At 65.4% G+C, this 23,674-nt stretch carries 26 protein-coding genes; 8 read left to right on the top strand and 18 right to left on the bottom strand.

The genetic code is table 11. From position 1 onward, the window contains the following. Position 1: 1 nt before the first annotated feature. Positions 2 to 319: a quaternary ammonium compound efflux SMR transporter SugE gene (sugE, locus tag ABGN05_RS22425; protein WP_367956273.1), complete on the bottom strand. Its 318-nt coding sequence runs from the start codon at positions 317 to 319 to the stop codon at positions 2 to 4. A gap of 175 nt (positions 320 to 494) precedes the next feature. Here sugE and ABGN05_RS22420 point away from each other — a divergent pair, with 175 nt between their 5' ends. Then, positions 495 to 1,256 carry an SDR family NAD(P)-dependent oxidoreductase gene (locus ABGN05_RS22420; RefSeq protein ID WP_367956272.1) on the top strand — a complete coding sequence of 254 codons (762 nt, stop codon included), beginning with the start codon at positions 495 to 497 and terminating at the stop codon, positions 1,254 to 1,256. Between the two features lie 171 nt (positions 1,257 to 1,427). Continuing rightward, positions 1,428 to 2,531: a YeeE/YedE family protein gene (locus ABGN05_RS22415; RefSeq protein ID WP_367956271.1), complete on the top strand. Its 1,104-nt coding sequence runs from the start codon at positions 1,428 to 1,430 to the stop codon at positions 2,529 to 2,531. Between the two features lie 32 nt (positions 2,532 to 2,563). Here the strand turns inward: ABGN05_RS22415 and ABGN05_RS22410 are convergent, their stop codons facing one another. From ABGN05_RS22410 to ABGN05_RS22360, 11 genes are all read right to left on the bottom strand, one after another. Next, positions 2,564 to 3,838 carry an FCSD flavin-binding domain-containing protein gene (locus ABGN05_RS22410; protein ID WP_367956270.1) on the bottom strand — a complete coding sequence of 425 codons (1,275 nt, stop codon included), beginning with the start codon at positions 3,836 to 3,838 and terminating at the stop codon, positions 2,564 to 2,566. 49 nt (positions 3,839 to 3,887) lie between these two features. Further along, positions 3,888 to 4,193, bottom strand: coding sequence for a c-type cytochrome (locus tag ABGN05_RS22405; protein WP_367956269.1), 306 nt, complete (start codon positions 4,191 to 4,193; stop codon positions 3,888 to 3,890). A gap of 147 nt (positions 4,194 to 4,340) precedes the next feature. Further along, positions 4,341 to 5,450: a c-type cytochrome gene (locus tag ABGN05_RS22400; RefSeq protein WP_367956268.1), complete on the bottom strand. Its 1,110-nt coding sequence runs from the start codon at positions 5,448 to 5,450 to the stop codon at positions 4,341 to 4,343. Then, a complete protein-coding gene (soxC, locus tag ABGN05_RS22395) occupies positions 5,434 to 6,714 on the bottom strand; it encodes a sulfite dehydrogenase (RefSeq protein ID WP_367956267.1) in 1,281 nt (426 codons plus the stop codon). Before soxC ends, ABGN05_RS22400 begins: the two co-directional genes overlap by 17 nt. A gap of 102 nt (positions 6,715 to 6,816) precedes the next feature. Continuing rightward, positions 6,817 to 8,508, bottom strand: coding sequence for a thiosulfohydrolase SoxB (gene soxB / locus ABGN05_RS22390; RefSeq protein ID WP_367956266.1), 1,692 nt, complete (start codon positions 8,506 to 8,508; stop codon positions 6,817 to 6,819). A 108-nt stretch (positions 8,509 to 8,616) separates the two neighbouring features. After that, positions 8,617 to 9,459, bottom strand: a complete 843-nt coding sequence (soxA, locus tag ABGN05_RS22385; RefSeq protein ID WP_367956464.1) for a sulfur oxidation c-type cytochrome SoxA — start codon at positions 9,457 to 9,459, stop codon at positions 8,617 to 8,619. 70 nt (positions 9,460 to 9,529) lie between these two features. Next, on the bottom strand, positions 9,530 to 9,856 hold the full coding sequence (gene soxZ / locus ABGN05_RS22380) for a thiosulfate oxidation carrier complex protein SoxZ (protein WP_367956265.1): 327 nt from the start codon (positions 9,854 to 9,856) through the stop codon (positions 9,530 to 9,532). Between the two features lie 21 nt (positions 9,857 to 9,877). Beyond that, positions 9,878 to 10,333 (bottom strand): thiosulfate oxidation carrier protein SoxY, encoded by a 456-nt coding sequence (gene soxY / locus ABGN05_RS22375; protein ID WP_367956264.1) that lies wholly within the window; start codon positions 10,331 to 10,333, stop codon positions 9,878 to 9,880. Between the two features lie 23 nt (positions 10,334 to 10,356). After that, positions 10,357 to 10,818 (bottom strand): sulfur oxidation c-type cytochrome SoxX, encoded by a 462-nt coding sequence (gene soxX, locus ABGN05_RS22370; RefSeq protein ID WP_367956263.1) that lies wholly within the window; start codon positions 10,816 to 10,818, stop codon positions 10,357 to 10,359. Between the two features lie 153 nt (positions 10,819 to 10,971). Further along, positions 10,972 to 11,556 carry a thioredoxin family protein gene (locus ABGN05_RS22365; RefSeq protein ID WP_367956262.1) on the bottom strand — a complete coding sequence of 195 codons (585 nt, stop codon included), beginning with the start codon at positions 11,554 to 11,556 and terminating at the stop codon, positions 10,972 to 10,974. 14 nt (positions 11,557 to 11,570) lie between these two features. Further along, on the bottom strand, positions 11,571 to 12,305 hold the full coding sequence (locus ABGN05_RS22360) for a cytochrome c biogenesis CcdA family protein (RefSeq protein WP_367956261.1): 735 nt from the start codon (positions 12,303 to 12,305) through the stop codon (positions 11,571 to 11,573). A 105-nt stretch (positions 12,306 to 12,410) separates the two neighbouring features. Between ABGN05_RS22360 and ABGN05_RS22355 the strand changes: the two genes are divergently transcribed. The 3 genes from ABGN05_RS22355 to ABGN05_RS22345 all read left to right on the top strand — a co-directional run bounded on the left by ABGN05_RS22355 (position 12,411) and on the right by ABGN05_RS22345 (position 14,311). After that, positions 12,411 to 12,782: a thioredoxin fold domain-containing protein gene (locus ABGN05_RS22355; protein ID WP_367956260.1), complete on the top strand. Its 372-nt coding sequence runs from the start codon at positions 12,411 to 12,413 to the stop codon at positions 12,780 to 12,782. A 19-nt stretch (positions 12,783 to 12,801) separates the two neighbouring features. Beyond that, positions 12,802 to 13,149: an ArsR/SmtB family transcription factor gene (locus ABGN05_RS22350; protein ID WP_367956259.1), complete on the top strand. Its 348-nt coding sequence runs from the start codon at positions 12,802 to 12,804 to the stop codon at positions 13,147 to 13,149. Between the two features lie 64 nt (positions 13,150 to 13,213). Then, positions 13,214 to 14,311, top strand: coding sequence for a YeeE/YedE family protein (locus ABGN05_RS22345; RefSeq protein WP_367956258.1), 1,098 nt, complete (start codon positions 13,214 to 13,216; stop codon positions 14,309 to 14,311). 4 nt (positions 14,312 to 14,315) lie between these two features. Here the strand turns inward: ABGN05_RS22345 and ABGN05_RS22340 are convergent, their stop codons facing one another. The 5 genes from ABGN05_RS22340 to ABGN05_RS22320 form a co-directional block, all read right to left on the bottom strand. Further along, positions 14,316 to 15,161: an MBL fold metallo-hydrolase gene (locus ABGN05_RS22340; RefSeq protein WP_367956257.1), complete on the bottom strand. Its 846-nt coding sequence runs from the start codon at positions 15,159 to 15,161 to the stop codon at positions 14,316 to 14,318. Positions 15,162 to 15,324: 163 nt separating this feature from the next. Continuing rightward, positions 15,325 to 15,669, bottom strand: a complete 345-nt coding sequence (locus ABGN05_RS22335) for a RidA family protein (protein WP_367956256.1) — start codon at positions 15,667 to 15,669, stop codon at positions 15,325 to 15,327. Positions 15,670 to 15,762: 93 nt separating this feature from the next. Further along, positions 15,763 to 16,575 (bottom strand): CDP-diacylglycerol--serine O-phosphatidyltransferase, encoded by an 813-nt coding sequence (pssA, locus tag ABGN05_RS22330; RefSeq protein WP_367956255.1) that lies wholly within the window; start codon positions 16,573 to 16,575, stop codon positions 15,763 to 15,765. Positions 16,576 to 16,579: 4 nt separating this feature from the next. Next, entirely contained in the window at positions 16,580 to 17,275 is a 696-nt protein-coding gene (locus ABGN05_RS22325) for a phosphatidylserine decarboxylase (RefSeq protein WP_367956254.1), read from the bottom strand. Between the two features lie 260 nt (positions 17,276 to 17,535). Further along, positions 17,536 to 17,907 carry a hypothetical protein gene (locus ABGN05_RS22320; RefSeq protein WP_367956253.1) on the bottom strand — a complete coding sequence of 124 codons (372 nt, stop codon included), beginning with the start codon at positions 17,905 to 17,907 and terminating at the stop codon, positions 17,536 to 17,538. 307 nt (positions 17,908 to 18,214) lie between these two features. On the opposite strand from ABGN05_RS22320, the gene kaiC reads away from it, so the two are divergent. Genes kaiC through ABGN05_RS22305 form a run of 3 tightly spaced genes read left to right on the top strand, consistent with a single transcriptional unit; the run spans position 18,215 to position 21,683 of the window. Continuing rightward, positions 18,215 to 19,903 (top strand): circadian clock protein KaiC, encoded by a 1,689-nt coding sequence (gene kaiC, locus ABGN05_RS22315; RefSeq protein ID WP_367956252.1) that lies wholly within the window; start codon positions 18,215 to 18,217, stop codon positions 19,901 to 19,903. Then, the gene (locus tag ABGN05_RS22310; RefSeq protein ID WP_367956251.1) at positions 19,900 to 20,199 is read left to right on the top strand and encodes a circadian clock KaiB family protein; all 300 of its coding nucleotides are present in this window, start codon (positions 19,900 to 19,902) and stop codon (positions 20,197 to 20,199) included. Before kaiC ends, ABGN05_RS22310 begins: the two co-directional genes overlap by 4 nt. Further along, positions 20,196 to 21,683 (top strand): sensor histidine kinase, encoded by a 1,488-nt coding sequence (locus tag ABGN05_RS22305; RefSeq protein WP_367956250.1) that lies wholly within the window; start codon positions 20,196 to 20,198, stop codon positions 21,681 to 21,683. The genes ABGN05_RS22310 and ABGN05_RS22305 overlap by 4 nt, the downstream gene beginning before the upstream one ends. 68 nt (positions 21,684 to 21,751) lie before the next feature. Here ABGN05_RS22305 and ABGN05_RS22300 read toward each other — a convergent pair whose 3' ends face one another. Further along, positions 21,752 to 23,647 carry an ABCB family ABC transporter ATP-binding protein/permease gene (locus ABGN05_RS22300; protein ID WP_367956249.1) on the bottom strand — a complete coding sequence of 632 codons (1,896 nt, stop codon included), beginning with the start codon at positions 23,645 to 23,647 and terminating at the stop codon, positions 21,752 to 21,754. Between the last annotated feature and the right edge of the window lie 27 nt (positions 23,648 to 23,674).

Here is a 23,674-nt window from a genome sequence, read left to right as displayed (position 1 = left end):
CCTACGGCGTGACCAGCTTCAGGCCGACGATGCCGGCGACGATAAGGCTGATGCAGGCGAGGCGGATCGCATCCGAGGACTCGCCGAAGAGCAGGATGCCGAGAACCACGGTGCCGATCGTGCCGATGCCGGTCCACACCGCATAGGCGGTGCCGAGCGGCAGCGTCCGCAGGGCGAGACCGAGAAGCGCGAGGCTCACCGTCATGGAAAGGATGGTGGCGAGAGTGGGCCACGGCCGCGTGAACCCCTCGGTGTATTTCAAGCCGACCGCCCAGCCGATCTCGAACAGTCCAGCGGCAAACAGTATGAGCCAGGACATCGTCATCTCCCATGCAGGCGATGAGGCCGTCCCCATCCGTCATTGTCGCAAATGCAGGGTCGTCCCCGCGGCGCGGAAGTAAGCCAACGCGTCCGACGCCGCAAGCCGCCGGGTTTCGTTCGGGAGACATTCATACTAAGAGCCGGTCTCGATGATCTCTGGAGATACCTCCCGCATGAACGCGCATCCCGACCTCACCGGCCGCACCGCCCTCGTCACCGGCGCATCGCGCGGCATCGGCTATTTCATCGCCAGGCACATGGCGGCGGCGGGCGCGCATGTGATCGCGGTGGCGCGCACCGTCGGGGGGCTCGAGGAACTCGACGACGAGATCAAGGCCGAAAACGCCCGCACGGGCAAAGGCGAGGCGACGCTGGTTCCGCTCGACCTGACCGATATGCCGGGCATCGATCGCCTCGGGGGAGCCATCCACGAACGCTGGGGCAAGCTCGACATCCTCGTGGCGAATGCGGGCGTGCTCGGCGTCATCGGGCCGCTCGCGCATATCGAGGCCAAGGTCTTCGAAAAGGTGATGGCGGTGAACGTCACCGGGGTGTGGCGCCTGATTCGCTCAGTCGATCCGCTGCTGCACAAATCGGATGCCGGCCGCGCCATCATCCTGTCGTCGGGCGCCGCCCACAACGCGCGCGCCTACTGGGGTCCCTACGCGGCCTCGAAAGCGGCTGTCGAGGCGCTTGCGCGATCCTGGGCGGACGAGACGAAGAACACGCCGCTCCGGGTGAACTCGGTCAATCCGGGTGCGACCCGCACCGCGATGAGGGCGCAGGCAATGCCGGGCGAGAACCCGGAGACGCTGCCGCACCCATCCGAGATCGCCGGCAACATCGTTCCGCTGGCGAGCCCCGCGCTCACCGAGACCGGACTGATCTTCGACGCGCGCTCGAAGAGTTTCCTCTCCTACCAGATGCCACGATAGCGGGTTTCCGGGCTGCCGCGCATTCGCGGCGGACTGGCGTACGGAACGATTTTCTTCCTGACGCCGTCCGCGCGGGAAAGAATTCCGCTGACAGCGGCACCTCCGCATCTCTGAACGGCGAAAGTTCCCCTGTGACGGCGTATCAGGATGCTCTTTGGGAGTTCATCCGCCATGGATCTCGTTCCGCTCATTGATGCCGTCGGGGAAAACGGCGCCGCCCTTGCAGGTGGCGCGGTTCTCGGTCTCGTGTTTGGCTTCTTCGCGCAGCGGACGGCCTTCTGTACCCGCACCGCGGTTCTCGACCTGGTGCGCGGCCGCGGCAACGCCGCGCTCGCCACCTGGGCCGCCGGGTTCGCCGCCGCCGTCCTCGGCGTGCAACTCCTCCTCTACACCGGTTCGATCGAAGTCACCGAGACCCGATTCTTCTCCACCCCGCAGAGCCTGTCGGGTGCGCTGATCGGCGGCGCGCTGTTCGGCCTGGGCATGGTGCTCGCGCGCGGCTGCGTGTCGCGTCTTCTCGTCCTCGGCGCCTCGGGAAATCTGCGCGCGCTTTTCACGCTGGTGATCCTCGCGGTCTTCGCACTCGCCACCTTTGACGGCTTTCTCGTTCCCGCCCGCGATGCGATCGGCGGCATTTGGAGTTCGGCCGCGATCGGCGGCAACGACCTGCTTGCCCATGCAGGGCTGGACCGCATCGGAGGCGTGGCGATCGGCGTCGTACTCGCAGCCGCGGCTCTCGCGCTCGCCATCTCCACGCGCCTTTCCCCGGCGCGTTTGGTCGGCGGCATGATCGTCGGCCTCACTATCGTCGGCGGGTGGTACTTCACCTGGCAATTGTCGCTGCAGGTTTTCGAGCCGATCCAGGCCGAGAGCCTTTCCTACGTCCGCCCGCTCGCCACCACCATCGGCCTCGGCACGGGAACGGAGGCCGCGGCCGGGCTCGACCAGGGCCTGCTCATCGGCATCCTGGTCGGCGCCTTCGTCGCCGCGGTGGCGTTCCGGCAGTTCCGCATCGCCACCTTCTCGGAGCCGGGTACGCCTTCGGTGCTGCGTTACGCGCTCGGCGCGGCGCTGATGGGCTTCGGCGGCATCCTCGCCGTCGGCTGCACCATCGGAGCCGGCTTCACAGGCGGATCGGTACTGGCCGTCACGTCTCTGCTCGGACTGGCGTCCATGGTGGCCAGCGCGGCGGTTGCGGACCGGCTGATCGATGGCCGCCGGCCGGCTGTTTCAACCGACCGGGCGCATGGAGCCTTCCCCGCCGCTGCGGAGTAGCAGCGGCGGAAATCCGCAGCGCGCGCCGCGGTTCAGGAAAACATGTCCGCGACGATCCCTGCGTACCAGCCGAGCGATTCGTCGTAGGTTGCCTTGCGAAGAGCTGCGTCCTCGTCCGCCTGGCTGATGAAGCTCGTGACCGACGCGATCTTGCCTTCCTGCGGCTCATACTGCGCCCCGACCTTGACCCCGTCGTCCGTGCCGATCAGCGACCAGCAGGTGTTCGAGTATTTCGCCGGAAACGCCCTGGACCCGGTTAGGTCCGCGCGGATGTTCATCGCTGCCACCTTGGCCTGGCTGTTTGCCGAGAATCCCGACTTCGGCATGTCTCCCGCGATCGATGCGTCGCCGATGACGTAGACCGCCTCGTCCATGGTCGAGCGCATTGAGGCGGCATCGATGGGACAATACCCGCTGTCGTTGGTCAGCCCCGCGGCCGACGCGATCGCACCGGCTTTCTGCGCCGGAATGATGTTGAGCAGAGCGCCCGAGAAGGTGTCGAAGTCGGTCTCGACGGTACCCGCGGCCGCGTCGACCATCTTGATGCCGCCGTGAACGTCCGGCCCGTACCATTCGACCATTCCCGGATAGTGCTTTTCCCAGCCGGCCTGGAACAGGCCCTGCTTGGAAAACTTGTCCTTCGGGTCGAGCACGAAGATCCGCGAATTCGCAAAACCCTTCGATTTCATGACGTGCGCCATCATCGAAACCCGCTCGTAGGGCCCAGGGGGGCAGCGATAGGGGTTCGGCGGCGCAACCATCACGATGTTGTCGCCGTCCGCCAACGCATCGAGCCTTTCGCGCAGCAACTGCGTCTGGGGTCCGGCCTGCCAGGCGTGCGGAGCTCTCTGGGCGGCTTCCTCCGAGTAGCCCGGCACCGAATCCCACACGAGGTCTATACCCGGCGAGAGCACGAGCCGATCGTAAGGAATGGTCGATCCGTCGGCCATGGTGACGATCTTCCCTTCCCGGTCGACCGACGTCGCCCTTCCGGTGACCTTCCTAATTCCATAGGTCGACTGGAGCTGGTCGTAGGTATGGGTGATCGATCCAAAATCGCGAAACCCGCCGAGATAGAGATTGGAGAAGAAACAGGTGGTGAAGGTGTCGCTGTCCTCGACAAGCACCACGTCGACCGCGCCTGCGGAATCCTTCGCGACGTATTTCGCCACCGTCGCTCCGCCCGCGCCGCCGCCGATCACCACCACGCTCGGTTTTTCCTGTGCGCGGAGATAGGCGGGCATCGAGAGCGCCGCCGTGCCTGCGCCCAGCATGAGTGCGAAATGCCGTCTGTTCAGTCCGGTCATGTCTTCCTCCCTGTATGTTTCTGCTTGCCGGAACTCCCAGGTAGTCCGTTCAGTCCACGTCCATGGTGCCAAGCCATTCGGCCAGCGCGGCAATCTCCTCGTTGGACAGCCTTTCGGTCATCAGCCGCATGACCGGATTCTCGCGCAGGCCCAGCTTGTATTCGACCAGCGCCTGGACAGTGTAGTCGGTCGGCAGGCCCACGATCGCCGGGATCCCGTCGCTGTGGCCGGACGTCTGGTGACAGGTCACGCACGCGCCGCCGAGATACTCTCCGAATGTGGGATCTCCGTCGAGCGAGAGGATTTCGGTCGTCAGCGCTTCCGCCTCGAGCAGCGCGGCTCCTTCTGGCGTCACGTCCCCGCTGGTCGCGTGGGCGGGTAAGGCAAAATTCGAGAGGGCCTGCGCAATCACCGCCAGGACAAGAATGCCCGCACAAGACCCCCTTGGTCGCTGCAGCACGGCTCCTCCCAGAACCTCGTGCGCGGCCGATACCGGCGCACGCTAGTCGATACCGCCGCCGCCTTCCTCGTCGTTGTCGGGCGTGACGTCGAGAACGGCCGCATGCATGGTTATCGTCGGCGTGCCCGGCCGGCAATCGGTCATGCAGGGTTCCTTCCGGTCCGCATAGTGCGGTTCGGAAAGCCGGTCGTCCTCGATGAAGTTCGCTTCGTTCGGCATCTTCACCGTCTCGAAATTCTCGTTCGAGAGTTCGAACTGCTCATCCGTCACGACGTCGTTGAGGTAGAGCAGATACGCCGTGAGGGCGTATAGCTCGTCGCTGGTGAAACCGCGCGCGTCGCCGAAGGGCATCGCACGGTTGACGTAGTCGTATACGGTCGAAAGATGAGGCCAGTAGGAGCCGATGGTCTTCTCGGGCCGCTCCGCCTTCAGCGAGCCCTGTCCACCCGCCAGTACGGGCCATCGGCCGATACCCTCGCCGAAGTCGCCGTGGCATGCCGCGCAGCGTTCCGTGTAGATACCCTCGCCCTGCATCACGGTTCCCCTGCCCTCGGGCAAGCCCTTGCCGTCCGGGCGCACGTCGATGTCCCAGGCGGCGATCTCGTCGGGCGTCGCGGCGCGGCCGAGATGGAAGACCGTCCCCGCGCTCCGCTGTTCAGGCGGCTGCGGCTCCGTGCCGGAGGAACCGGCCGATCCGGCTTGCGCCTTCGCCTCCGCAGGCGCGGCCGGCGGGGAGGCGGTATCCTTCGCTTCTTTTTCCGGCTCCGAGAAGGTCTCCAGATAGGCGATGACGTTGGCGATCTCCTCGTCCTTCTTCAACCCCGCGAAGGCCATCTTGTTGCCCTTCACGTAACCGCGGGGATTGGCGAGATATTCGGCGATCGTCTCGTGGCTCCACACGAGACCGCCCGCGCCCGCTTCGGCCATGGAATTGGAGTACTTGTAGCCCTCGGCCGTTCCGGCGGTGCGTCCGAACACGCCGTTCAGTTGCGGGCCGACCTTGTGCTTGGCACCCTCCCCCACCGCATGGCATGCCTTGCACTTGTTGAACACCTTCTCCCCGGCCGCCGCGTCCTGCGCCTGCGCCGGCGCGCCAGCCAGAGCCACGAGGACGGCCAACGCCGCGATCACTGCATCACGATATCTCGACATTCTCGACAGTTCCGTCCTTGCCGACATGCCAGGTCTGGATGCCGTTGTTGTGGTAGATCGAGTTCTCGCCCCGCGCGGCCCGCAGTTCATCCTTCGTCGGCTGGATCAGGCCCTGCTCGTCGATGGCGCGGGACTGAAGGAACAGTTCCGAGCCGTCCCAGTCGAACTCGTGGTAGAAGCGATGGAGCGCCTTGGGCAGGCTCGGTCCGTCCAGCCGCGCCGTATGCCAGTTGCGGCCGCCGTCGATCGTCACGTCGACCCTTTTGATCGTGCCGTTGCCGGACCATGCCAGGCCCGTCAGCACCGTACGGCCCTTGCCGTGAGTGATCGGCGCCTGCGGGCTGGGGCTGGTGATGACAGACTTCACGTCCATCGCGAAGGTATGGCGCCGCGCCTTTCCGTTGGCCAAGAGGTCGGTGTATTTCGACGTTTCCTCGCGCAGTTCCCAGGGTGCATCGCCCACCTCGAGTCGGCGCAGCCATTTCACCCACATGTTGCCTTCCCAGCCGGGAACGACGAGCCGCACCGGATAGCCCTGCTCCGGCCGCAGTGCCTCGCCGTTCTGGCGGAACGCGACCAGGCAATCGTCGAGCGCCTTTTCCATCGGGATCGAGCGCGCCATGCCGGAGGCGTCGGCCCCTTCGGCGAGAAGCCAGGTGCCGCTCGCCTTGACGCCCGCCTCCTCCAGGAGGTGGCGCAGCCGCACGCCGGTGTACATGACGCAGTGGAGCATGCCGTGCGTGAACTGGCAGCCGTTGAGCTGGGCGCCGCGCCATTCCATGCCGGAATTGGCGGCGCATTCGAGGAAATAGATCCGGTTCTCGCGCGGAAACCGCATCAGGTCTGCCATGGTGAAGACCAGCGGCGTGTCGACCAGGCCGTGCACCATGAGCCGATGATCCTGCGGCGCGATCTCGGCGATGCCGGAATGATGGCGCTCGAAGCAGAGCCCGTTCGGTGTGATGATGCCGTCGAGTTCGTGCAGTGGCGTGAAATTCACCGAGGAGATCGGATCGGCCGTGAGCCAGGCGACGTTGCGTCGGACGACTTGGCTCTCGAATTCGGATGGATGTCCGTATGGGCGGCTGTCGACGCCGTCACCCGAATAGCGGTTCCAGTCCTGGATTTCGGTGATCAGCGGGTCGCCGGCCGCGCCGGCCCTGCCCGACACGCCGGCCGCGGCCAAGGCGGCGCCGCCTGTCAGTCCGGCCTTCAGGAAACTTCTGCGCGTCGATTTGTGCGCCGGATCGTCGTTTTTCGCCATCGGCTCCTCCCGGACAGCGGATGCATAGATACATTCGATTATTTCTATGTATCATGCGAATCCGGCTTTGTCGAACCGGAATCGACCCGCGTCGACGGTTTTTCAGCCGATGATCTTGACCGACCTGTTCTCGGGCAGGGAGACGATCGGGTTGGCGGCGAGCCAGGTTTCGACCACGTCCCAAATCGGAGGGCCTTCGGTGGCTTCGTTGATCGAAGCCCAGCCGGCAACCGCATATTCCTTCGCCGGATCGACCGCTTCGCCGGTCTTGAGCATGGTCATCGACGAAATCCGGCTGCCCATCGCGGCATCGGGATTGATGGAGTACCCCATGCCGCCCACACGCACCATGTCGCCGCCCTGCTGGTAATAGGGATCGGGATTGAACAGATTGTCGGCGACGTCCTCGAGGATGTCCTTCAGCATCTGGCCGGTCATCATCGAGCGGTAGGCGGCGGGGTACGTCATGCCGCAGGCGTTGTAGAGGTCCTCGGTCGTGATCGTCTGGCCCGGCAAGACCGACGTCCCCCACCTGAAGCCGGGCGACAGCGCGATGTCGGCCTCGCGCACGTCCAGGAGCGCCTGACAGATCATGTCGTCGAAGGTGCCGTTGAAGTTGCCACGCCGGTAGAGCAGCGTCTCGGTCGTCGCCAGTTCCCGCTTCAGTTCGGCTTCGAACGGCGCACGCAGGTCCCCGACGAGCCGCGTCATGTCGGCATCCGGCGCGATCACGTCGGAGAAGACGGGGATCAGCCTGTGGCGGAACCCCTTCATCTCGCCGCCGCCGACATCGAGATCGAGCCTCGTGACGAACTTGCCGTGAGAGCCCGAGGCGATCAGCAGTGTCTTGCCGACGACCACCGGTTCCGGCAGCGCATCGTGCGTGTGGGCGGTCAGGATGACGTCGATGCCGGGAACCCGCGCCGCCAGCTTCCGGTCGACGTCGAAGCCATTGTGCGACAGCAGCACGATCAGGTCGGCGCCATCGGCGCGTGCCGCCTCGACGTTGCTGGCGACATCCTCCTCGCGGATACCGAACGACCAGTTCGGAAACATCCACCTCGGGTTGGCGATGGGCGTGTAGGGGAAGGCTTGGCCGAGCACGGCGATCCTGACCCCGCCCCGTTCGAAGACCTTGTAGGCGTCGAAGGCCGGCTCGTTCCACTCGGCGTCGTAGATGTTGCCGCCGAGGAACGCGAACGGCAGGCCGTCGATGATCTCCTGGACGCGGTCGGCGCCGTAGGTGAACTCCCAGTGCCCCGTCATCGCGTCAGGCGACAGCGCGTTCATTGCATCGACCATGTCCTGCCCGGCGGTCTGCAGCGAGGTGTAGCTACCCTGCCATGTGTCGCCGCCGTCGAGCAGCAGCATACCGTCGCCCCGCTCGGCGCGGATGCGCTTCACGATCGTCGCGATGCGGTCCAACCCGCCCATCTTTCCGTAGGTTCGGGCAAGCGCGACATAGTCTTCCGAGGTCAGCGCGTAGGCGGCGGGACTGCCCGGCTCGATTCCGTAAAGCTTGAGGAAATCGGCGCCCGTGACATGCGGCGGCAGACCCGCGGCCGTCCCGACGCCGAGATTGATCGACGGCTCTCGAAAGTAAACCGGCACCAGCTGGGCATGGATGTCGGTCAGGTGCACGAGCGTCACGTTGCCGTAGCTCTCGAAATCCAGAAGATCGGCTTCGCTCAGGCGCTGCTGGGCGGACGCGCGGGACCAGCGTCCGTTCATGCCCGGCCCTGCGATTGCCGAAAGCGCGGCCGTGGCCATCAGGAATTCGCGGCGGGTAAACATCTCGGTTGCCTCCGGCAAAGGAATGCCCGGTCCGCCGTCGCGGACGGCGGAGAGAACCGGGCAGAGCGTATATCGTGCGTTGCGGGAGGAGCTTGCCGCTCCCGCCCGCTACTGGCGGACTGCCGGCGTCTCGACCGAAAGGCCGGTGCCGCGCCAAGTCACGTAGACTTCGAGCGCCATGAGTTCGTCCGAGAAGGCGGCCGGAAACTCGGCGCGCGTGTCGCGGATGCAGCCGCGGAAACGGTTGTGCAGCGACACCATGCCGCCCGTGTTGAAGCGGTAGGTCGGAAAGCCGTTGACCTGTCCCTGGCTCAGATGGTCGGCACGGATGTTCTTGCCCATGATTGCCTCGTGGCAGGAGGCGCACGCAAGGTTCAGCTGCCCTGTGCGCGTGTAATAGACCTCCTTGCCGCGATCCCACCAGCTCTGCATGTCGCCCTCGGCCAGGTCCAGCTTCACCGGTTCTCCGAGCGACTGGTGCTTGATGAAGGTGGTGAGCGCCTTCTGCTCTTCCTGGTCGAATTTGTAGGCTTCCGCGCCCATGTTCTCGGTGCGGCACTTGTTGATCATCAGTTCGACGTTGATCGGCTTGCCCGAATCAGCGTCCCACTTCGGATAGCGGGCGCCGACGCCCGACATGCTTTGCGCCGCGTCGTCATGGCACGATGCGCAGGATTTGCCGGCCGTGCCATCCACCGTATTCCAGATCGTCTCTCCGAGTTCGACCGCCAACATGCCGGGATTTTCGAACGAGTCGGCCTCGACGGAACGCGTTTCCGGCTCGCGGAAGAGCCATCCGGAATAGACCTTATCGAAAGGATGTCCCTCGGGCGCAGGCGCCACGGTGATCATGGGCTTGCCATCGATCTCCAGCGTATCGTCGACCGGATCGGCCTGGGCCGGCAGGCCGAGGCCTGCGATCACCAGCGCCGAAAGCCCGATGGCGGTCATTTTTCTTTTCACGTTGTCCCCTCCCATTCCCGGTACCTGGCCGCCGGCGCATCGCCGCCGTTGCGCCGCCCTACTTGATCTCGATGGCCTGTTCGTCAGTGTAGACCGACCCGTCATCGTCCACCCAGGTGAACTTGAACGTACCGCTCTCGGGCACCTTGGCCGTGAATTCGAAATAGGGATTGGCCGAGATCGCGGGGTCGATGTCACAGGTGAACACCGTCTGTCCGTTGAACTCGCAGGTGAACTTGTTGATGATCTGGCGCGGGATGACGTTGCCATCCTTGTCTTTGCGCTGACCGGATTCCATCGTGTGGCTGATCAGCGTCTTGATGGTGATGACCTCGCCCGCGCTGGCGGACTTCGGAAGCTTCACGCGTGGTTTTGCAGTAGCCATGTTCGTCGTTTCCCTGTCCGGTCAGCCGCCGCAGCCGCCGATGGTCACCTTGACCAGCTTCTTGTCCATGAACACCGAGCCGTCCTTCATCCGGGCCACGGCGATGACGTTCTGGGTCTGCGCCAGCCGCATGCGCGAGGTTGCGGCCGCCTCCCCGCTCATCGGCGTGAAGTGGAAGGTCGCGACCGCCGGGTTCGGATTGCCATCGGCCACGATCATGACGGATTCGACCAGATCGTCGCCTTCCATCGCGCTCTCGACCGAAACGGACACCGGAACGGTGTTGCCGTTTTCGGCAATTTCGGGCGCGGTCAGCGTGATCTTGCCCGTTTCCGGCGTCTTTCCGCCGGTAAATTCCATGATGCGCTGCTCTGCTTCGGCGGCGGCGGCAAACGCCGGCTGCGCGCCCAGGCCTATGAAGGGGATGGCGGCCGCGCCCGCCGCAAGCCCTAGCGCCTGGCGTCTGTTGATGTTCATGCGGGTTCTCCCTGCGTTTCCAACTATTCCTTGAGGGTACCGAGATAGGCCACGACGTCCTCGACCTGCTGTGCCGTCAGGATGGTCTTGCCGACCAGATCCTTTCGCACGTTCACGCCGACGTCGAGAGAATAGAATCCCGGCATGACGGTCTGTTCGCCAAAGACCTTCTTGGAATCGACGATGATGGCGCGCAATTCTTCCGGCGACCAGCGGCCGGCCACGCCGTTCATCTCCGGCCCGACATTGCCCTGGAACAGGTCGTTGGGCATGTCCGCGTTTACGTGGCAAGCTAGACAGTTGCCGAGCGAGCGATTCTTGAAGACCTTGGCGCCTTCCTCCGGATTGCCCGGCGCGCCGGTCAGCGAGGCAGTCACCGAAAGATCGTCGAACGCGACGTCGGCAGGCGCGGTCTCGGCCGCCAGAACCGGTAGCGTGACGGCGACCGCGATCGACGCGGCCAGCAGCTTTCTTCCCCCAAACATAGGCGCCTCTTCCTCCACTTCACCGGGAGCGGGTTCGATCCCGCTCCACTCTCCCTTGAACCACATTAGACGTTCGGCTCGTCCCGATCAATTCATAAATAGGTTTTTTTGAATGTGTCGAGCACAAATCGTTCAAGCCTCGTCCGTTCTTTCTCATTCCGCGTCAAGGCGGCCCTGCGCACGCAGGTCCTGAATGATCCGCGCATGGTACTTCTGGAAATGCTCCTCGCCCTCGTAGCCCTTCTCCGACACCCAGCGGAACATGTTGAGGAAGGTCCATTTCCCGAAGGCGCCGGGCATCACTGCCACGGCCGCTTCGGACACGGTCTTGCCCTCCGGCGCCGCCTCGGGAAGGAACGCGATCGTCGGGGTGAACACGAAGCCCCATTTGCGCGCCGCGGTCTTCTCGGTCAGTACCTCCCCATCGAGATCGGTAACCTCCTCGTCGCCGAACATGTTGTATTGCACGACCATGAAATGCACCTTGATGAAGTCGCGCACCTCCGGGTCCGAGAGCAGTTCCTCATGCATCTTGGCGCAGTAGATGCAGCCGCGCTGCTCGAACACGATGGCCAGCCGTTTGCCCTGCTCCGCGGCGGCGGCGATATCCTCGCCCACATCACGGAAGGTCAGTGCGAACCAGTCCTCCTTGTGGAGCCCGTCCTCGCCAATCTCCGCCTGTGCGGGCAGCAACAACAAGACCACGAAGGCGAAGGCGGGGAGCAGTTTCTTCAGCATGACGGGAATTCCTCTCATCCGATCGACTGGAAGACGGGAAAAGTCTCCAGCAGCCAGTAGGACAGCGTCGCCATCTGTCCGGTGATGAACAGCACGCCGGTTATGACCAGAAGAGCGCCCATGGCCATCTCCACCTTGTGCATATGGCGCCGGAACCTTGCCGCCCAGGCGAGGAAGCGGCTGGCGAAGAGCGCGGCGAGAATGAACGGGATGCCGATGCCGAGCGAATAGGTGGCAAGCAGCATCGCCCCGCGGGCGGCGGTGCCCTCCGATCCGGCGACGAACAGGATCGCGGCCAGAACCGGGCCGACGCAAGGTGTCCATCCAAAGGCGAAGGCGAGACCGATCACGTAGGCGCCGAGCAGGCCCACCGGCTTCCGGTTCACCTGCACGCGCGCCTCGCGATACAGCAGCCCGATGCGGAAGACCCCGAGGAAATGCAGGCCCATGATTATAATGATGATGCCGGCGATGATCGACAGCGTGTCGAAATACTGCGCAATGGTCTTGCCGACGACGCTCGCAGTGGCGCCGAGCCCGACGAAGACAGTGGTGAAGCCGAGCACGAAGGCGACCGCCGCAAGGACGATCCTGCGTTTCTGCGCCACCCCGGCGCTGTCGTCCTTCAATTCCTCGAAACTGACGCCCGCCAACCAGGCAAGATAGGGGGGAACCAGCGGGAGCACGCAGGGCGACACGAACGACAGCAGTCCGGCAAGAAATGCGCCCCAGACGCTGACATCCAGCATTGTGTCTCCTCCCTGCGCAGATTCCCGCCAACGGGATTCCCGCGCGATTTCGCTGGCAATATATTCGTATTATTCTATATGTTGCAAAGGGAATAGAGCGGCTGGATGAGCTTTCTTCGCGCCGTGGCGCAAATCGCCTTGATCGTCTTGCCGTGCGGCGTCACGCCGCTCGGCGCGGCAGAACTGTTGATGCTGGAGCAACCCGGCTGCCCCTGGTGCGCGCGCTTCAATGCTGAAATCGCGCCAGGCTATCCGAATACTGACGAAGGTCGGCGAGCACCGTTGCGGCGCGTCGACATCACGCAGGAATGGCCGAGCGATCTCGATTTCGTCGCGAAGGAGCGCTTCACGCCCACTTTCGTCCTGATCGAGGACGGCCGCGAGATCGACCGGCTGCGCGGCTATCCGGGCGACGAGTTTTTCTGGTACCTTCTCGACCAGATGATCGCGAAGCTTCCGCAAGAGACATCGAATTGAAACGACCCGGAGACGCGGCATGAGCCTGCCGAACCTCGAGCCTGGACCGCATCCGGCCGGTCTCAACGAACTGCTGGAGCAGGCCCGCAAGGCCAGCGACCTCCTGAAAGCGTTGTCGCACGAGAGCCGACTCCTGATCCTGTGCCTGCTGGCCGAGGGCGAAAAGTCCGTTTCCGAACTCGAACAGATCATGGACATGCCCCAGGCCGCGGTTTCCCAGCAGCTTGCCCGGCTGCGCTTCGACAGACTCGTGAACACCCGCCGCGAAGGGCGGGTCGTCTACTATTCCATCGCCAGCGCGGAGGTCTCGTCGATCATCGAGACGCTCTACACGCTCTTCTGCGCGCCCGTGCGCAAGAAGGAGTGACCGCGCCCGCGCGGCGGCGGAACGGGAGGAAGCGGGACGCCTCTGGAGCCCGCGGGAGGAGAGGATGACGGAACTGGCAGGCTCGCCCTGGTTCCTGTCGCTTGCCGGATTGGTGGCGGGCTTCGTCATGGGCTTTGCGGCGCGGCGGCAGCATTTCTGCACGATGTCGGCGCTGGAGCGCCACTGGTATGCCGCCGACAGCGGCGGCCTGCGCACGTGGGTCCTGGCCGCCGCGGTCGCCCTCGTTCTTACGCAGGCGCTGGTCGCGGCCGGGTATGCCGACGTCTCGGCGAGCTTCTACCTCGCGCCGAGCTTTGCCCCGACCGGCGCGATCGTCGGCGGCCTTGCCTTCGGCTTCGGCATGGCGCTGGTGGGCACCTGCGGCTTCGGCGCGCTGGTGCGGCTTGGCGGTGGCAGCCTGAGATCGCTCGTCGTGCTCGTCGTGCTCGGCCTCTCCGCGCTCGCGGCCCAGCGCGGCATCGTCGCACAGGGCCGCGTGCTGGTGGTGGACGACCTCGCACTCGACCTCTCCTTCGCGGGCGACCAGTCGCTCGGCGCGATCGTCTCCGCGCTTGCCGGCGCGGACCTGCGGTGGCCGATCTTCCTCGCCGCCGCCGCGGTAATGTTCTGGTGGGTCTTCCGGGATGGCGGCTTCCGCCGGCAAGGCGCGCGGATCGCGGTGGGCGGGGTGATCGGCGCGGCGATCGCCTTCGGCTGGTTCGCCACGACACTTGCCTACCGCAACTCATTCGATCCCGTGCAGATCGAGGCCGGATCCTTCGTGGTGCCGGTCGGCGACGCGATCCTGCAGTTCGTCGCCTTCACCGGCGTCCTGCCGGACTACGGCGTGGGCCTGGTTCTGGGCGTGGTCGCGGGCGCGGCGGTCTGCGCCTGGCGCCGACGCGACGTGCGCTGGGAAGCCTGCGACGACGCGCGCGAACTCGGCCGCCACATCGCCGGAGGGTTCCTGATGGGCACGGGCGGCGTGTTCGCCATGGGCTGCACGATCGGCCAGGGAGTCACGGCCGTCTCGGTGCTGGCCGTATCGGCGCCGATCGTCATGGTCTCGATCGCCGTCGGCGCGCGGATGGGCCTTGCCTATCTCATCGAAGGCTCGCCGCTGGCGATCTTCCGGAGCTATCCCGGACGCCCGGCCGAATAGAGCCTCAGCCGGCGGCGAACCGGTACGCGCCGCCTTCCCGCTCCACGAAGCCGATCCCCGGATGCGGGAGGTGGAAGCCGACGATGCGCGCCCTTTCCGACGCGAGGCGGTCCATCAGCGCGACGCGCGTGCGGGCGCCGAGTTCCCTGTCCTGATCACTGCCGGACGGCCAGTCGGGCCGCGCAAAGGAAATGGCCACATGGGTGATGGCATCCCCCGTGATGAAGACCGGTTCGGCGCCGCCATGGATCATGAACGACATGTGGCCGGGCGTGTGGCCCGGCGTCCCGACCGCCTCGACGCCCGGCAGGATCTCCGCGCCGGGTTCGAACAACTCGATCCGGTCCTCGATGAATGCCATGCGGCTCCTGGCGCCGACGACGAAGGTCTTGCGCTCCTCCGGCATCGCGTCGAGCGTGCCCGGCGCGCGCCAGAAATCCCATTCCGCCGAACCCATGCGGTAGGCGGCATCGGGGAAGACCAGTTCGTCGAAATCGTCGACGAGGCCCCAGATGTGGTCCGGATGGGCATGGGTGAAGATCACGTCCGTGACCTCGGAGGGATCGATGCCGGCCTCGCCCAGGTTCTCGATAAGCTTGCCGGCGCTCGGCATGAAATTCGGGCCCGAACCGACGTCGAAGATCGCCAGCCTGTCGCCGCGACGCAGGAACGTGACGTTGCAGTCCGGATTGTTGGCGTCGGCGGGAAGGCCGTGGCCAGCGAGAATCGCTTCCAGTTCCGTCTTGTCGACGTCGGGGAAGGAGAAACTCATGGGAAGCGAGAGATGTCCGTCGCTGACGACGGTCAGTTCCCCCTCCCCGGTCTCGATCCTGCCGAGGGCCGATGCCACGCGCGGCCAGGCTCCGAGCGCGGCGGCGGCCAAGACGGCACCGCCACGCAAGACCGTTCGGCGGTCCAGTAAAGTTGCGTGCCGCATAGCGTTCCTCCCGAGCCGGCGCGTCATACATTCAGTTTCTTGCATGAATTCGCACGGGATGGAAGTCCGGCGATGCTCAGAGCGCCGCGACGATGATGATCTCCACCAAGTGCTGGGTTGTCGCAAGCCGCGCTTCGCCGGTCGCGCGGGCCGGCGTGTTGGCTGGAACCACCCAGGCGTCCCAAACCTCGTTCATGGCGGCGAAGTCGCGCATGTCGGCGAGCCAGATCGTTGCCTGGATCAGCTTGGACTTGTCCGTTCCGGCTTCCGCCAGCAGGCGATCGATCGAGGCGAGCACTTCCTTCGTCTGTTCCGCCACCGGCTTACCGGGGGTCCCGACCTGGCCGGCGAGATAGACGGTGCCGTTGTGGATGACGGCCTGGCTCATGCGCTTGCCCGGCTCGATGCGGCGTACGGTCATTGCAAACTCTCCTTAGATGAAATGGTGTCTTTCGACTGTATTCCAGCGGGGCATCGGACGACCCCGCCCCGTCGCCGAAAGGGAAATCCGAGGTCAGCCGCCATCGAGCGAGCCCGCCTCCTCCTTCTCGCGCCGGCGATAGGACATCCAGCTCAGCGGGATGAAGACCAGATAGCCGATCGCGGTCACCGACATGGCCTGCCAGGGATAATTCACCAGGAGGAGCACGTAGAGGAGGATCACCAGGATCAGCGGCAACATCAGGTCGCTGCGCACGCGGCCCATGTTCTTGCCCGACCACAGGGGAATGCGGCTTACCAGCAGGAAGGCGACGAGGATGGTGAAGCCGCAGGCGAACCAGGCGAAGCCGGGCGTCAGTTCCATGCCGAGGAAGCCGAGATAGGCAGGCAGGAGCACGAGCATCGCCCCCGCCGGTGCCGGCACGCCGACGAAATAGCCCGAGCGCCAGTTGGCCTTCTCCGGCGGCGGGGCCATGACGTTGAAACGCGCGAGCCGCAGGCCGCAGGCGATGGCGAAGAGAAGCGCCGCGATCCAGCCCGGCGAGCCGGTCTGGTCGAGCACGAAGGCATAGAGCACGAGGCCGGGCGCCACACCAAAATTGACGATATCGGCCAGCGAATCCATCTCGGCGCCGAACTTCGACGTCGCCTTCAGCGCCCGCGCCACGCGGCCGTCGACGCCGTCGAGGAAGGCGGCGAGCAGCACCATGGCGACGGCCATCTCGATGCGCTGCTCGAAGGCGAGCCGCACGCCCGTCAGCCCGGCGCAGATCGCCAGCACGGTGACCAGGTTGGGCATGACCATGCGCAGGGGGATCTCGCGGAAGCGCGGGCCGCGGCCGTCGCCTTCGGGCTTGCCGTCGGCGGGTTTCGGATCGTCCGCCATCCGCTCAGATCACCCGCATCAGGGGCGTCGCCCGGCCGCCGAACTCGGCGACCACCGTTTCACCGGCGATGGCCGTCTGGCCCTGGAAGACTTTTGCCACCGCGCCGGCCGGCAGGAAGACGTCGACGCGCGAGCCGAAGCGGATCAGGCCGATGCGGTCGCCGACAGAGACGTTCGTCGCCTCCTCGACGAAGCAGAGGATGCGCCGCGCCACCAGCCCGGCGATCTGCACCGTCGCAACCTGACCATTGGGGCTGTCGATGACGATGCCGTTGCGCTCGTTCTCCTGGCTCGCCTTGTCCAGTTCGGCGTTCAGGAACTTTCCGGCACGATGCTCGATGCGGGTGATGCGGCCGCGCACGGGCGAGCGGTTCACGTGGCAGGAAAACACGTTCATGAAGACGGAGATGCGCAGCATCTCGGCCTCGCCGAGGCCCAGTTCACGCGGCGGCACGGCCGGGCCGACGGCCGAGACGATGCCGTCCGCCGGGCTGATAACGAGCCGGTCGTCGACCGGCGTCACGCGCTCGGGATCGCGGAAGAAATAGGCGCACCAAGCGGTGAGGATCATACCGATCCAGAACAGGCTGGTGGAAAACACTCCGAGGATGATCGACGCGCCCGCAAAGGCGGCGACGAAAGGCCAGCCCTCCCGGTGGACGGGGACCAGCGCGTTGCGGATGGACTCCTGGATGCTCATCGGCGGGCGGGTTTTCCGTTTGTCGAAGGGCGGATGATTAGCGGAAAGGCGTGTCAGCCGCAACGCGCCGGGTCGCGGGGTGTTCCGGAGGGACGGGAAACTGGGATGGGGAGGGCAAGCGGGAGCGTCCCCGCGCCGCGAAGCGGCCGGGGCATGCAGGGGGAGGTCGCGCGCAGCGTTCTCCGTCGGCCGCGAAAGTCGGGCGGGCCGGGCGGCGCGGTGGCGGTTCGGATACAGTTCCGGTCTTCGAAGTGTAGCGGTTACGAGGTGTCTGGCGCGGCCGGCGCCGTCACTTTGCGCGTTTTCGTCCCGGCAGAGCCGAGTGACCGCATCGACGGACGGTCTTCGCGGATCGAGTGACGCGCACGGCGCCTGGCCCGCGCCAGCATCGTGCGCAGGATCAGCGCAAGGGCACGGAAATCCGCAGCCAGACGCGTGGCCCGGTCGCTGGATTGCGAGATCGCAAGTGCGGCTGGCGCGCCGGACGGCAACCCGACGACGAAGCACCGCGCGACGGCCTCCGCCTGCACCAGGAAGGCGAGCCCGGGCAACTGGAGGCAAAGCGGCAGCGTGGCGGCGCGATCGGCCAGGCCGGCGAATGAGACGATCAACGCAAAGATCTGCTCCAGCACCTCCCCTTCCGCTTCCCTGCGCCAGTCCATTCCCTTTTGCCTCTCGTGTTGTCGGCAGAGGGATTATCGCCGCCGGGAAGAGGGCGTGGACAGATTTCGCGCAGAAAACCACAGGGGATAGCGATTTCCTTACGAACAGGCGCGCGCCCCGCTGCTTTTCGCCGCCTTCGTCCCCTCTTCATACACAAGAATCGGACAAGCCGGGCTCTCGCACGACGAGGGAACTCTTCCGCGGCGGGATAGCTTATGCAATTGGCAAGGAATGCGGCATCGCATAAGAGTCTCGCCGTCAATCAGTTGGGCATCCATGGGTACAAAGACTGGTATTTCGAAATCGCCGACTGGCATAGCCGGTTTCGACGAGCTTACCCTTGGAGGTCTACCGACCGGACGGCCATCGCTTGTCTGCGGGACCGCCGGCTGCGGCAAGACGATGTTTGCGACGACGTTCCTGATCCATGGCGCACGCGACCTGGACGAGCCCGGCGTGTTCGTGACCTTCGAGGAGCGTCCGGTAGACATTGCGGCAAACGTCGCCTCGCTCGGCTTCGACGTCGGCGAACTCGTGGAACAGGACAAGTTCGCCTTCGAACACATCGCCGTCGATCCGTCCGAGCTCGCCGAGATCGGCGATTACGACCTCGAAGGCCTTTTCCTGCGGCTTGAGCTGGCAATCGATTCGATAGGCGCCAAGCGCATCGTGCTCGACACGATCGAGAGCCTGTTCTCCGCCTTTTCCAACCCGGCCATCCTGAGGGCCGAGATCCGGCGGTTGTTCGACTGGCTGAAGGACCGCGGCATGACGACCGTCATCACCGCCGAGCGCGGCGACGGCTCTCTGACGCGGCAAGGTCTGGAAGAATACGTCTCCGATTGCGTGCTGCTGCTCGATCACCGCGTGCAGAACCAGATCTCGACCCGGCGGCTGCGGATCGTGAAGTACCGCGGCACCGCCCACGGCACCAACGAGTATCCGTTCCTGATCGACGAGGACGGCTTTTCCGTGCTGCCGGTCTCGTCGCTCGGCCTCAATCACAAGGTCTTCCAGGAGCGAATCTCGAGCGGCGTTCCCGATCTCGACGCCATGCTCTCGGGCAACGGCTTCCATCGCGGATCCTCGATCCTGGTTTCCGGCGTGGCGGGCTCCGGCAAGTCATCGCTGGCGGCCAGCTTCGTCAATGCCACGTGCACGGCGGGCGAGCGGGCGGTCTATTTCTCATTCGAGGAATCGGCCGACCAGGCCGTACGCAACATGGCGTCGATCGGCATCGACATGCGCTCGTGGCTGGATGGGAAGAAGCTGCGCTACTTCGCGGCGCGGCCGACATTCTACAGCCTCGAGATGCATCTGGCAGTCATGCTCCGCGAGATCGTCCGGTTCGACCCTTCTCTCGTGGTTCTCGACCCGATCTCGGCGTTCATGGAGAGCGGCGACCGGCGGGAGGTGCAGGCGATGCTGCTGCGCATGGTAGACTATCTCAAATCGCGCGGGACGACGGCGGTGTTCACCCACCTGATGCACAGCCAGGACGGCAACGTGGCTACCGACGCCGGATTGTCGTCGCTGATGGACGCATGGATCCTGCTGCTCAATCGCGAGGTGAGCGGTGAGTTCAACCGCGAGCTCTACCTGCTCAAGGCGCGGGGCGTCTCGCATTCGAACCAGGTGCGAGAGTTCGTGATGAGCAGCGACGGCATCAAGCTCATGAGGCCGCATCTCGGCGAGAACGGCGCCCTGACTGGATCGGCCCGAAAGTACGCCGAAGCGGAGGCCCGCCGGCAGGAGGGGCAGCGGCTCGCCCGACTGGCCGCGGCGCAGGACCAGATCGATCAGCGCCGGCGTCGTACCCAGAGCGAGATCGCTGCCCTGCAGGCGGACCTCGAGGCGGAGGAGACGTCGCTCAGGCGGCTCATCGCCGAAGAGGAAGCCTTCCAGAGGCAAACTTCGGAAGACCGCAACGAAATGGAGAGAAGCCGCAAGGCGACGGATCGATGACTGACCAAGGTTCGCAAACCGAGAAGCCGCGCAGGCTCGTCCTCTATACGGCTGGCCAGACGCCGAAATCGCTGGCCGCGATCGCAAATCTGGAGCGCATCTGCTCCGAGCACATGCCGGGCAAGTACGAGATCGAGGTGGTCGACCTCAGGCAGAATCCCAAGCTGGCGCGCGAGCATTCGATCGTGGCTATCCCGACGCTGGTGCGCGAATTGCCAATACCGATCCGCAAGATCATCGGCGATCTGTCCGATGAGCAGAAGGTGCTCGTCAGCCTGAAAATCGAAGGCGAATGATGGCCCTTGACGCGCAAACCGACCTTGCCGAGCTGAGACGGCGGCTCGCGGAAGCGGAGGACACGCTGCGGGCGATCCGCGAGGGCGAGGTCGACGCGCTCGTCGTTCGCGGGGAGGCGGCCGACGAAGTCTTCACCCTGGAAGGCGACACGGCCTCCTACCGCAGCTTCATGGAAGCGATGGAGCCGGGAGCCGCTGCGCTCGACGGAAGCGGCCGCGTGCTCTACCTCAATTCGACCTTGCGGGAACTCCTGAATTCACCCGGCGACGAGCCGGCCGGCAAGCCTTTCGTCGATCTGCTCGAACCGGCCGCACGTGCGGTCATCGAAACGCTGCTGGGCGACGCCGGCAACGGGCGCCGCAGCGGCAATCTGCAACTGCCGGGAGACGACGCAGACCTGTATTTCCTGGTATCGGTCGCGCCGCTCAAGATCGGAACGATCAGCGGCTATGCCGTAACCTTCGCGGAAGTGACGCAACGCGTCCGCGCCGAGGCAGCCGAGCAGAGCGAGCGCGCCGCGCGCGCCGTCATCGCCTCGGCCAATGAAGCCGTCATCGTATGCGACCGCGACGGCACGATCACCCATGCAAACGCCGCGGCAGCCGCACTTTCCGACAGCGAACTGGTCGGACGACCCTTCGCGGAGGCGGTGCCGCTGACCTTCCCCGATACGACCGGACTGGTTCAGGCCGACGATTTCGTCGCCATGGCGATCGCCGGCACACCGGTGCAGGGCATCGAGGCCGTCGCGACAAAGGCATCTCCCGTGAAGGACTGTCTCGTCAGCGCCGCGCCCCTGCGGGTGGTCGGCGAGCAGGTGAGCGGCTGCGTCGTGACGCTGGTCGATCTCACGCAGCGCAAGGCGGCCGAGAAGCACCAGTTGCTTCTGATGCGCGAACTCGACCATCGCGTGAAGAACACGCTGGCACTGGTCCAGTCGATCAGCAGCCGCACGCTGATGAACGAGGATACGCTGGAAGGCTTCCACAAGGCCTTCAACGGCCGGCTTCGGGCACTCGCTGCGACCCACAGCCTGCTGTCCGAGAACTCGTGGACGGACATGACCGCGCATGACGTCGTCGTGGCCGAACTCGCGCCCTTCGTGCCGGCGGACAGTTCGCGGCTGGCGCTGCGCGATCTGGAAGAACAGATCACCCCCCGCGCCGCGATCGCGCTCGGCCTCATCATCCACGAACTGGCCACCAACGCTGTCAAATACGGCTCGCTGGCGGTACAGGCCGGCACCGTCGAGGTCAGCCGCGTCTCCATGCCGACTCCCGATCGCCACGCCCTGCAACTGGAATGGCGCGAACGCGGGGGACCGACCGTGCAGCCGCCGCAGCGCAAGGGCTTCGGCCACACGCTGATCACCCGCAGCATGCAGCACTCCCAGCATGGCGGAGCGGAGCTGTTGTTCGAGCCGGACGGCCTCGTATGCCGCATCTCCATACCCGGCGACGACGTCGCCAAGATGCACGGCTAGGACGAAGACGAGCCGCGCGCGATCGCCGCGGCGTCCGCGGGTGCGTCGTCGCCGCGCCGGCCTGCGCCTCACCCCTCCCCCACCTCCGCCGTGCGGCGGCGTACGATGACGCCCATCTCGTCGGTCTCGCGCGCGATGCGGAGGCGTTCCTCGGCTTCGGTGGCTTCGCGCTGGCGGTCCCACATCTGTGCGTAGAGGCCGCCGCTGTCGAGTAGGGCACGGTGGGTGCCTCGTTCGGCGATGCGGCCGTCCTTCAAGACGATGATCTCGTCGGCCGAGATGACGGTCGATAGGCGGTGGGCGATGACCAGCGTCGTGCGACCGCGGCTCACCATGTCGAGGGCCGCCTGGATTTCCTGTTCGGTGTGGGTGTCGAGCGCCGACGTTGCCTCGTCGAGGATGAGGATCGGCGGGGCCTTCAGGATGGTGCGCGCGATGGCCACGCGCTGCTTCTCGCCGCCCGACAGTTTCAGCCCGCGCTCGCCGACCATGGTGCGGTAGCCGTCGGGCAGGCTCTCGATGAAGGGGCCGATCTGGGCGAGTTCGGCCGCCTTGCGGATCTCCTCCTCGCTGGCGTCGACGCGGCCGTAGCGGACGTTGTAGGCGATGGTGTCGTTGAACAGCACCGTGTCCTGCGGAACCATGCCGATGGCCGCGCGCAGGCTCTTCTGGGTCACGTCGCGCACGTCCTGGCCGTCGATCGTGATCGAGCCCGACTGGATGTCGTAGAAGCGGAAGAGCAGGCGCGAGATGGTGGATTTGCCCGCCCCCGAGGGGCCGACGATCGCCACCGTCTTTCCCGGCGGCACCTCGAATGAGATGCCCTTGAGGATCGCCCGCTCGGGATCGTAGGCAAAATGCACGTCGTCGAAACGGATGGCGCCCTGCGAGACGACGAGCGTCCTGGCGCCGGGCCGGTCCTCGACCTCCTGCTTCACGTCGAGCAGCTCGAACATGTTCTCGATGTCGGTCAGGCCCTGGCGGATCTCGCGGTAGATGAAGCCGATGAAATTGAGCGGCACGGCAAGCTGCATGAGCATGGCGTTGACGAAGACGAAGTCGCCGATGGTCTGCGTGCCGCGCGTGACCTCCCAGGCCGACAGGCACATGACGATGGCCATGCCGGTGCCGAAGATGACGCCCTGGCCGAAGTTCAGCCAGCCGAGCGAGGTCCAGATCTGTGTGGCGGCGGACTCGTAGCGCTCCATCGAGCGGTCAAAGCGGCGCGCCTCCATGTCCTCGTTGTTGAAGTATTTGACCGTCTCGAAATTCAGGAGAGAATCCACCGCCTTGGTGTTGGCGTCCGTGTCGCTGTCGTTCATCTCGCGGCGGATGGTGATGCGCCAGTCGCTCGCGCGCACGGTGAACCAGGTGTAGAGCGCGACGGTGACGGCGATGACGACGACATAGACCAGTCCGTAGGCGAAGCCGAAGATGATGGCGACCAGCACGAACTCGAACACGGTGGGCAGCGTGTTCAGGATGGTGAAGCGCACGATCGCCTCGATGCCCTTGACGCCGCGCTCGATGACGCGCGACAGACCGCCGGTGCGGCGCTCGAGGTGGAAGCGCAGCGACAGGCCGTGCAGGTGCACGAAGGTCTTGTAGGCGAGCTGGCGAACCGCGTGCTGGCCGACGCGGGCAAACAGCGCGTCGCGCAATTGGTTGAAGCCGACCTGCACGATGCGCACGACATTGTAGGCCACCACCAGCATGACGGGTGCCAGCAGGAAGGCCGGTAGCAGGTCGGGGAGCGGCGCGCCGTCGCCCGACAGCGCATCGGTCGCCCATTTAAAGAAATAGGGAACGACGACCAGGACGAGCTTGGCGACGACCAGGAAGACGGTGGCCCAGACCACGCGCATCTTGAGATCGGCGCGATCGGCGGGCCACATGTATGGCCAGAGATTGGCCAGCGTCGAGGTGATCGAGCCGGTATCGGCGGAGACGGTCTTTTCGGCCAAGTCTGGCTCCCTGGGTCGTTTTCCTCG

Origin of the sequence: Aquibium pacificum (genome assembly GCF_040839445.1) — a bacterium.
In the GTDB taxonomy this organism is placed as follows: domain Bacteria; phylum Pseudomonadota; class Alphaproteobacteria; order Rhizobiales; family Rhizobiaceae; genus Aquibium; species Aquibium pacificus.
Note: the sequence above shows the minus strand (reverse complement) of the source record. Positions and strands in the feature narration are given on the sequence as shown.

Coding starts and splice junctions, on each gene's coding strand:
- ABGN05_RS22365 (WP_367956262.1), bottom strand. CDS start 11,556: ATGCTGAAGAAACTGCTCCCCGCCTTCGCCTTCGTGGTCTTGTTGTTG.
- ABGN05_RS22350 (WP_367956259.1), top strand. CDS start 12,802: ATGAGCCTGCCGAACCTCGAGCCTGGACCGCATCCGGCCGGTCTCAAC.
- soxC (WP_367956267.1), bottom strand. CDS start 6,714: ATGGCGAAAAACGACGATCCGGCGCACAAATCGACGCGCAGAAGTTTC.
- soxY (WP_367956264.1), bottom strand. CDS start 10,333: ATGAACATCAACAGACGCCAGGCGCTAGGGCTTGCGGCGGGCGCGGCC.
- pssA (WP_367956255.1), bottom strand. CDS start 16,575: ATGGCGGACGATCCGAAACCCGCCGACGGCAAGCCCGAAGGCGACGGC.
- ABGN05_RS22410 (WP_367956270.1), bottom strand. CDS start 3,838: ATGACCGGACTGAACAGACGGCATTTCGCACTCATGCTGGGCGCAGGC.
- ABGN05_RS22305 (WP_367956250.1), top strand. CDS start 20,196: ATGATGGCCCTTGACGCGCAAACCGACCTTGCCGAGCTGAGACGGCGG.
- kaiC (WP_367956252.1), top strand. CDS start 18,215: ATGGGTACAAAGACTGGTATTTCGAAATCGCCGACTGGCATAGCCGGT.
- soxZ (WP_367956265.1), bottom strand. CDS start 9,856: ATGGCTACTGCAAAACCACGCGTGAAGCTTCCGAAGTCCGCCAGCGCG.
- ABGN05_RS22345 (WP_367956258.1), top strand. CDS start 13,214: ATGACGGAACTGGCAGGCTCGCCCTGGTTCCTGTCGCTTGCCGGATTG.
- soxX (WP_367956263.1), bottom strand. CDS start 10,818: ATGTTTGGGGGAAGAAAGCTGCTGGCCGCGTCGATCGCGGTCGCCGTC.
- ABGN05_RS22325 (WP_367956254.1), bottom strand. CDS start 17,275: ATGAGCATCCAGGAGTCCATCCGCAACGCGCTGGTCCCCGTCCACCGG.
- sugE (WP_367956273.1), bottom strand. CDS start 319: ATGTCCTGGCTCATACTGTTTGCCGCTGGACTGTTCGAGATCGGCTGG.
- ABGN05_RS22335 (WP_367956256.1), bottom strand. CDS start 15,669: ATGACCGTACGCCGCATCGAGCCGGGCAAGCGCATGAGCCAGGCCGTC.
- ABGN05_RS22400 (WP_367956268.1), bottom strand. CDS start 5,450: ATGTCGAGATATCGTGATGCAGTGATCGCGGCGTTGGCCGTCCTCGTG.
- ABGN05_RS22310 (WP_367956251.1), top strand. CDS start 19,900: ATGACTGACCAAGGTTCGCAAACCGAGAAGCCGCGCAGGCTCGTCCTC.
- soxB (WP_367956266.1), bottom strand. CDS start 8,508: ATGTTTACCCGCCGCGAATTCCTGATGGCCACGGCCGCGCTTTCGGCA.
- ABGN05_RS22420 (WP_367956272.1), top strand. CDS start 495: ATGAACGCGCATCCCGACCTCACCGGCCGCACCGCCCTCGTCACCGGC.
- ABGN05_RS22360 (WP_367956261.1), bottom strand. CDS start 12,305: ATGCTGGATGTCAGCGTCTGGGGCGCATTTCTTGCCGGACTGCTGTCG.
- ABGN05_RS22355 (WP_367956260.1), top strand. CDS start 12,411: ATGAGCTTTCTTCGCGCCGTGGCGCAAATCGCCTTGATCGTCTTGCCG.
- ABGN05_RS22415 (WP_367956271.1), top strand. CDS start 1,428: ATGGATCTCGTTCCGCTCATTGATGCCGTCGGGGAAAACGGCGCCGCC.
- soxA (WP_367956464.1), bottom strand. CDS start 9,459: ATGACCGCCATCGGGCTTTCGGCGCTGGTGATCGCAGGCCTCGGCCTG.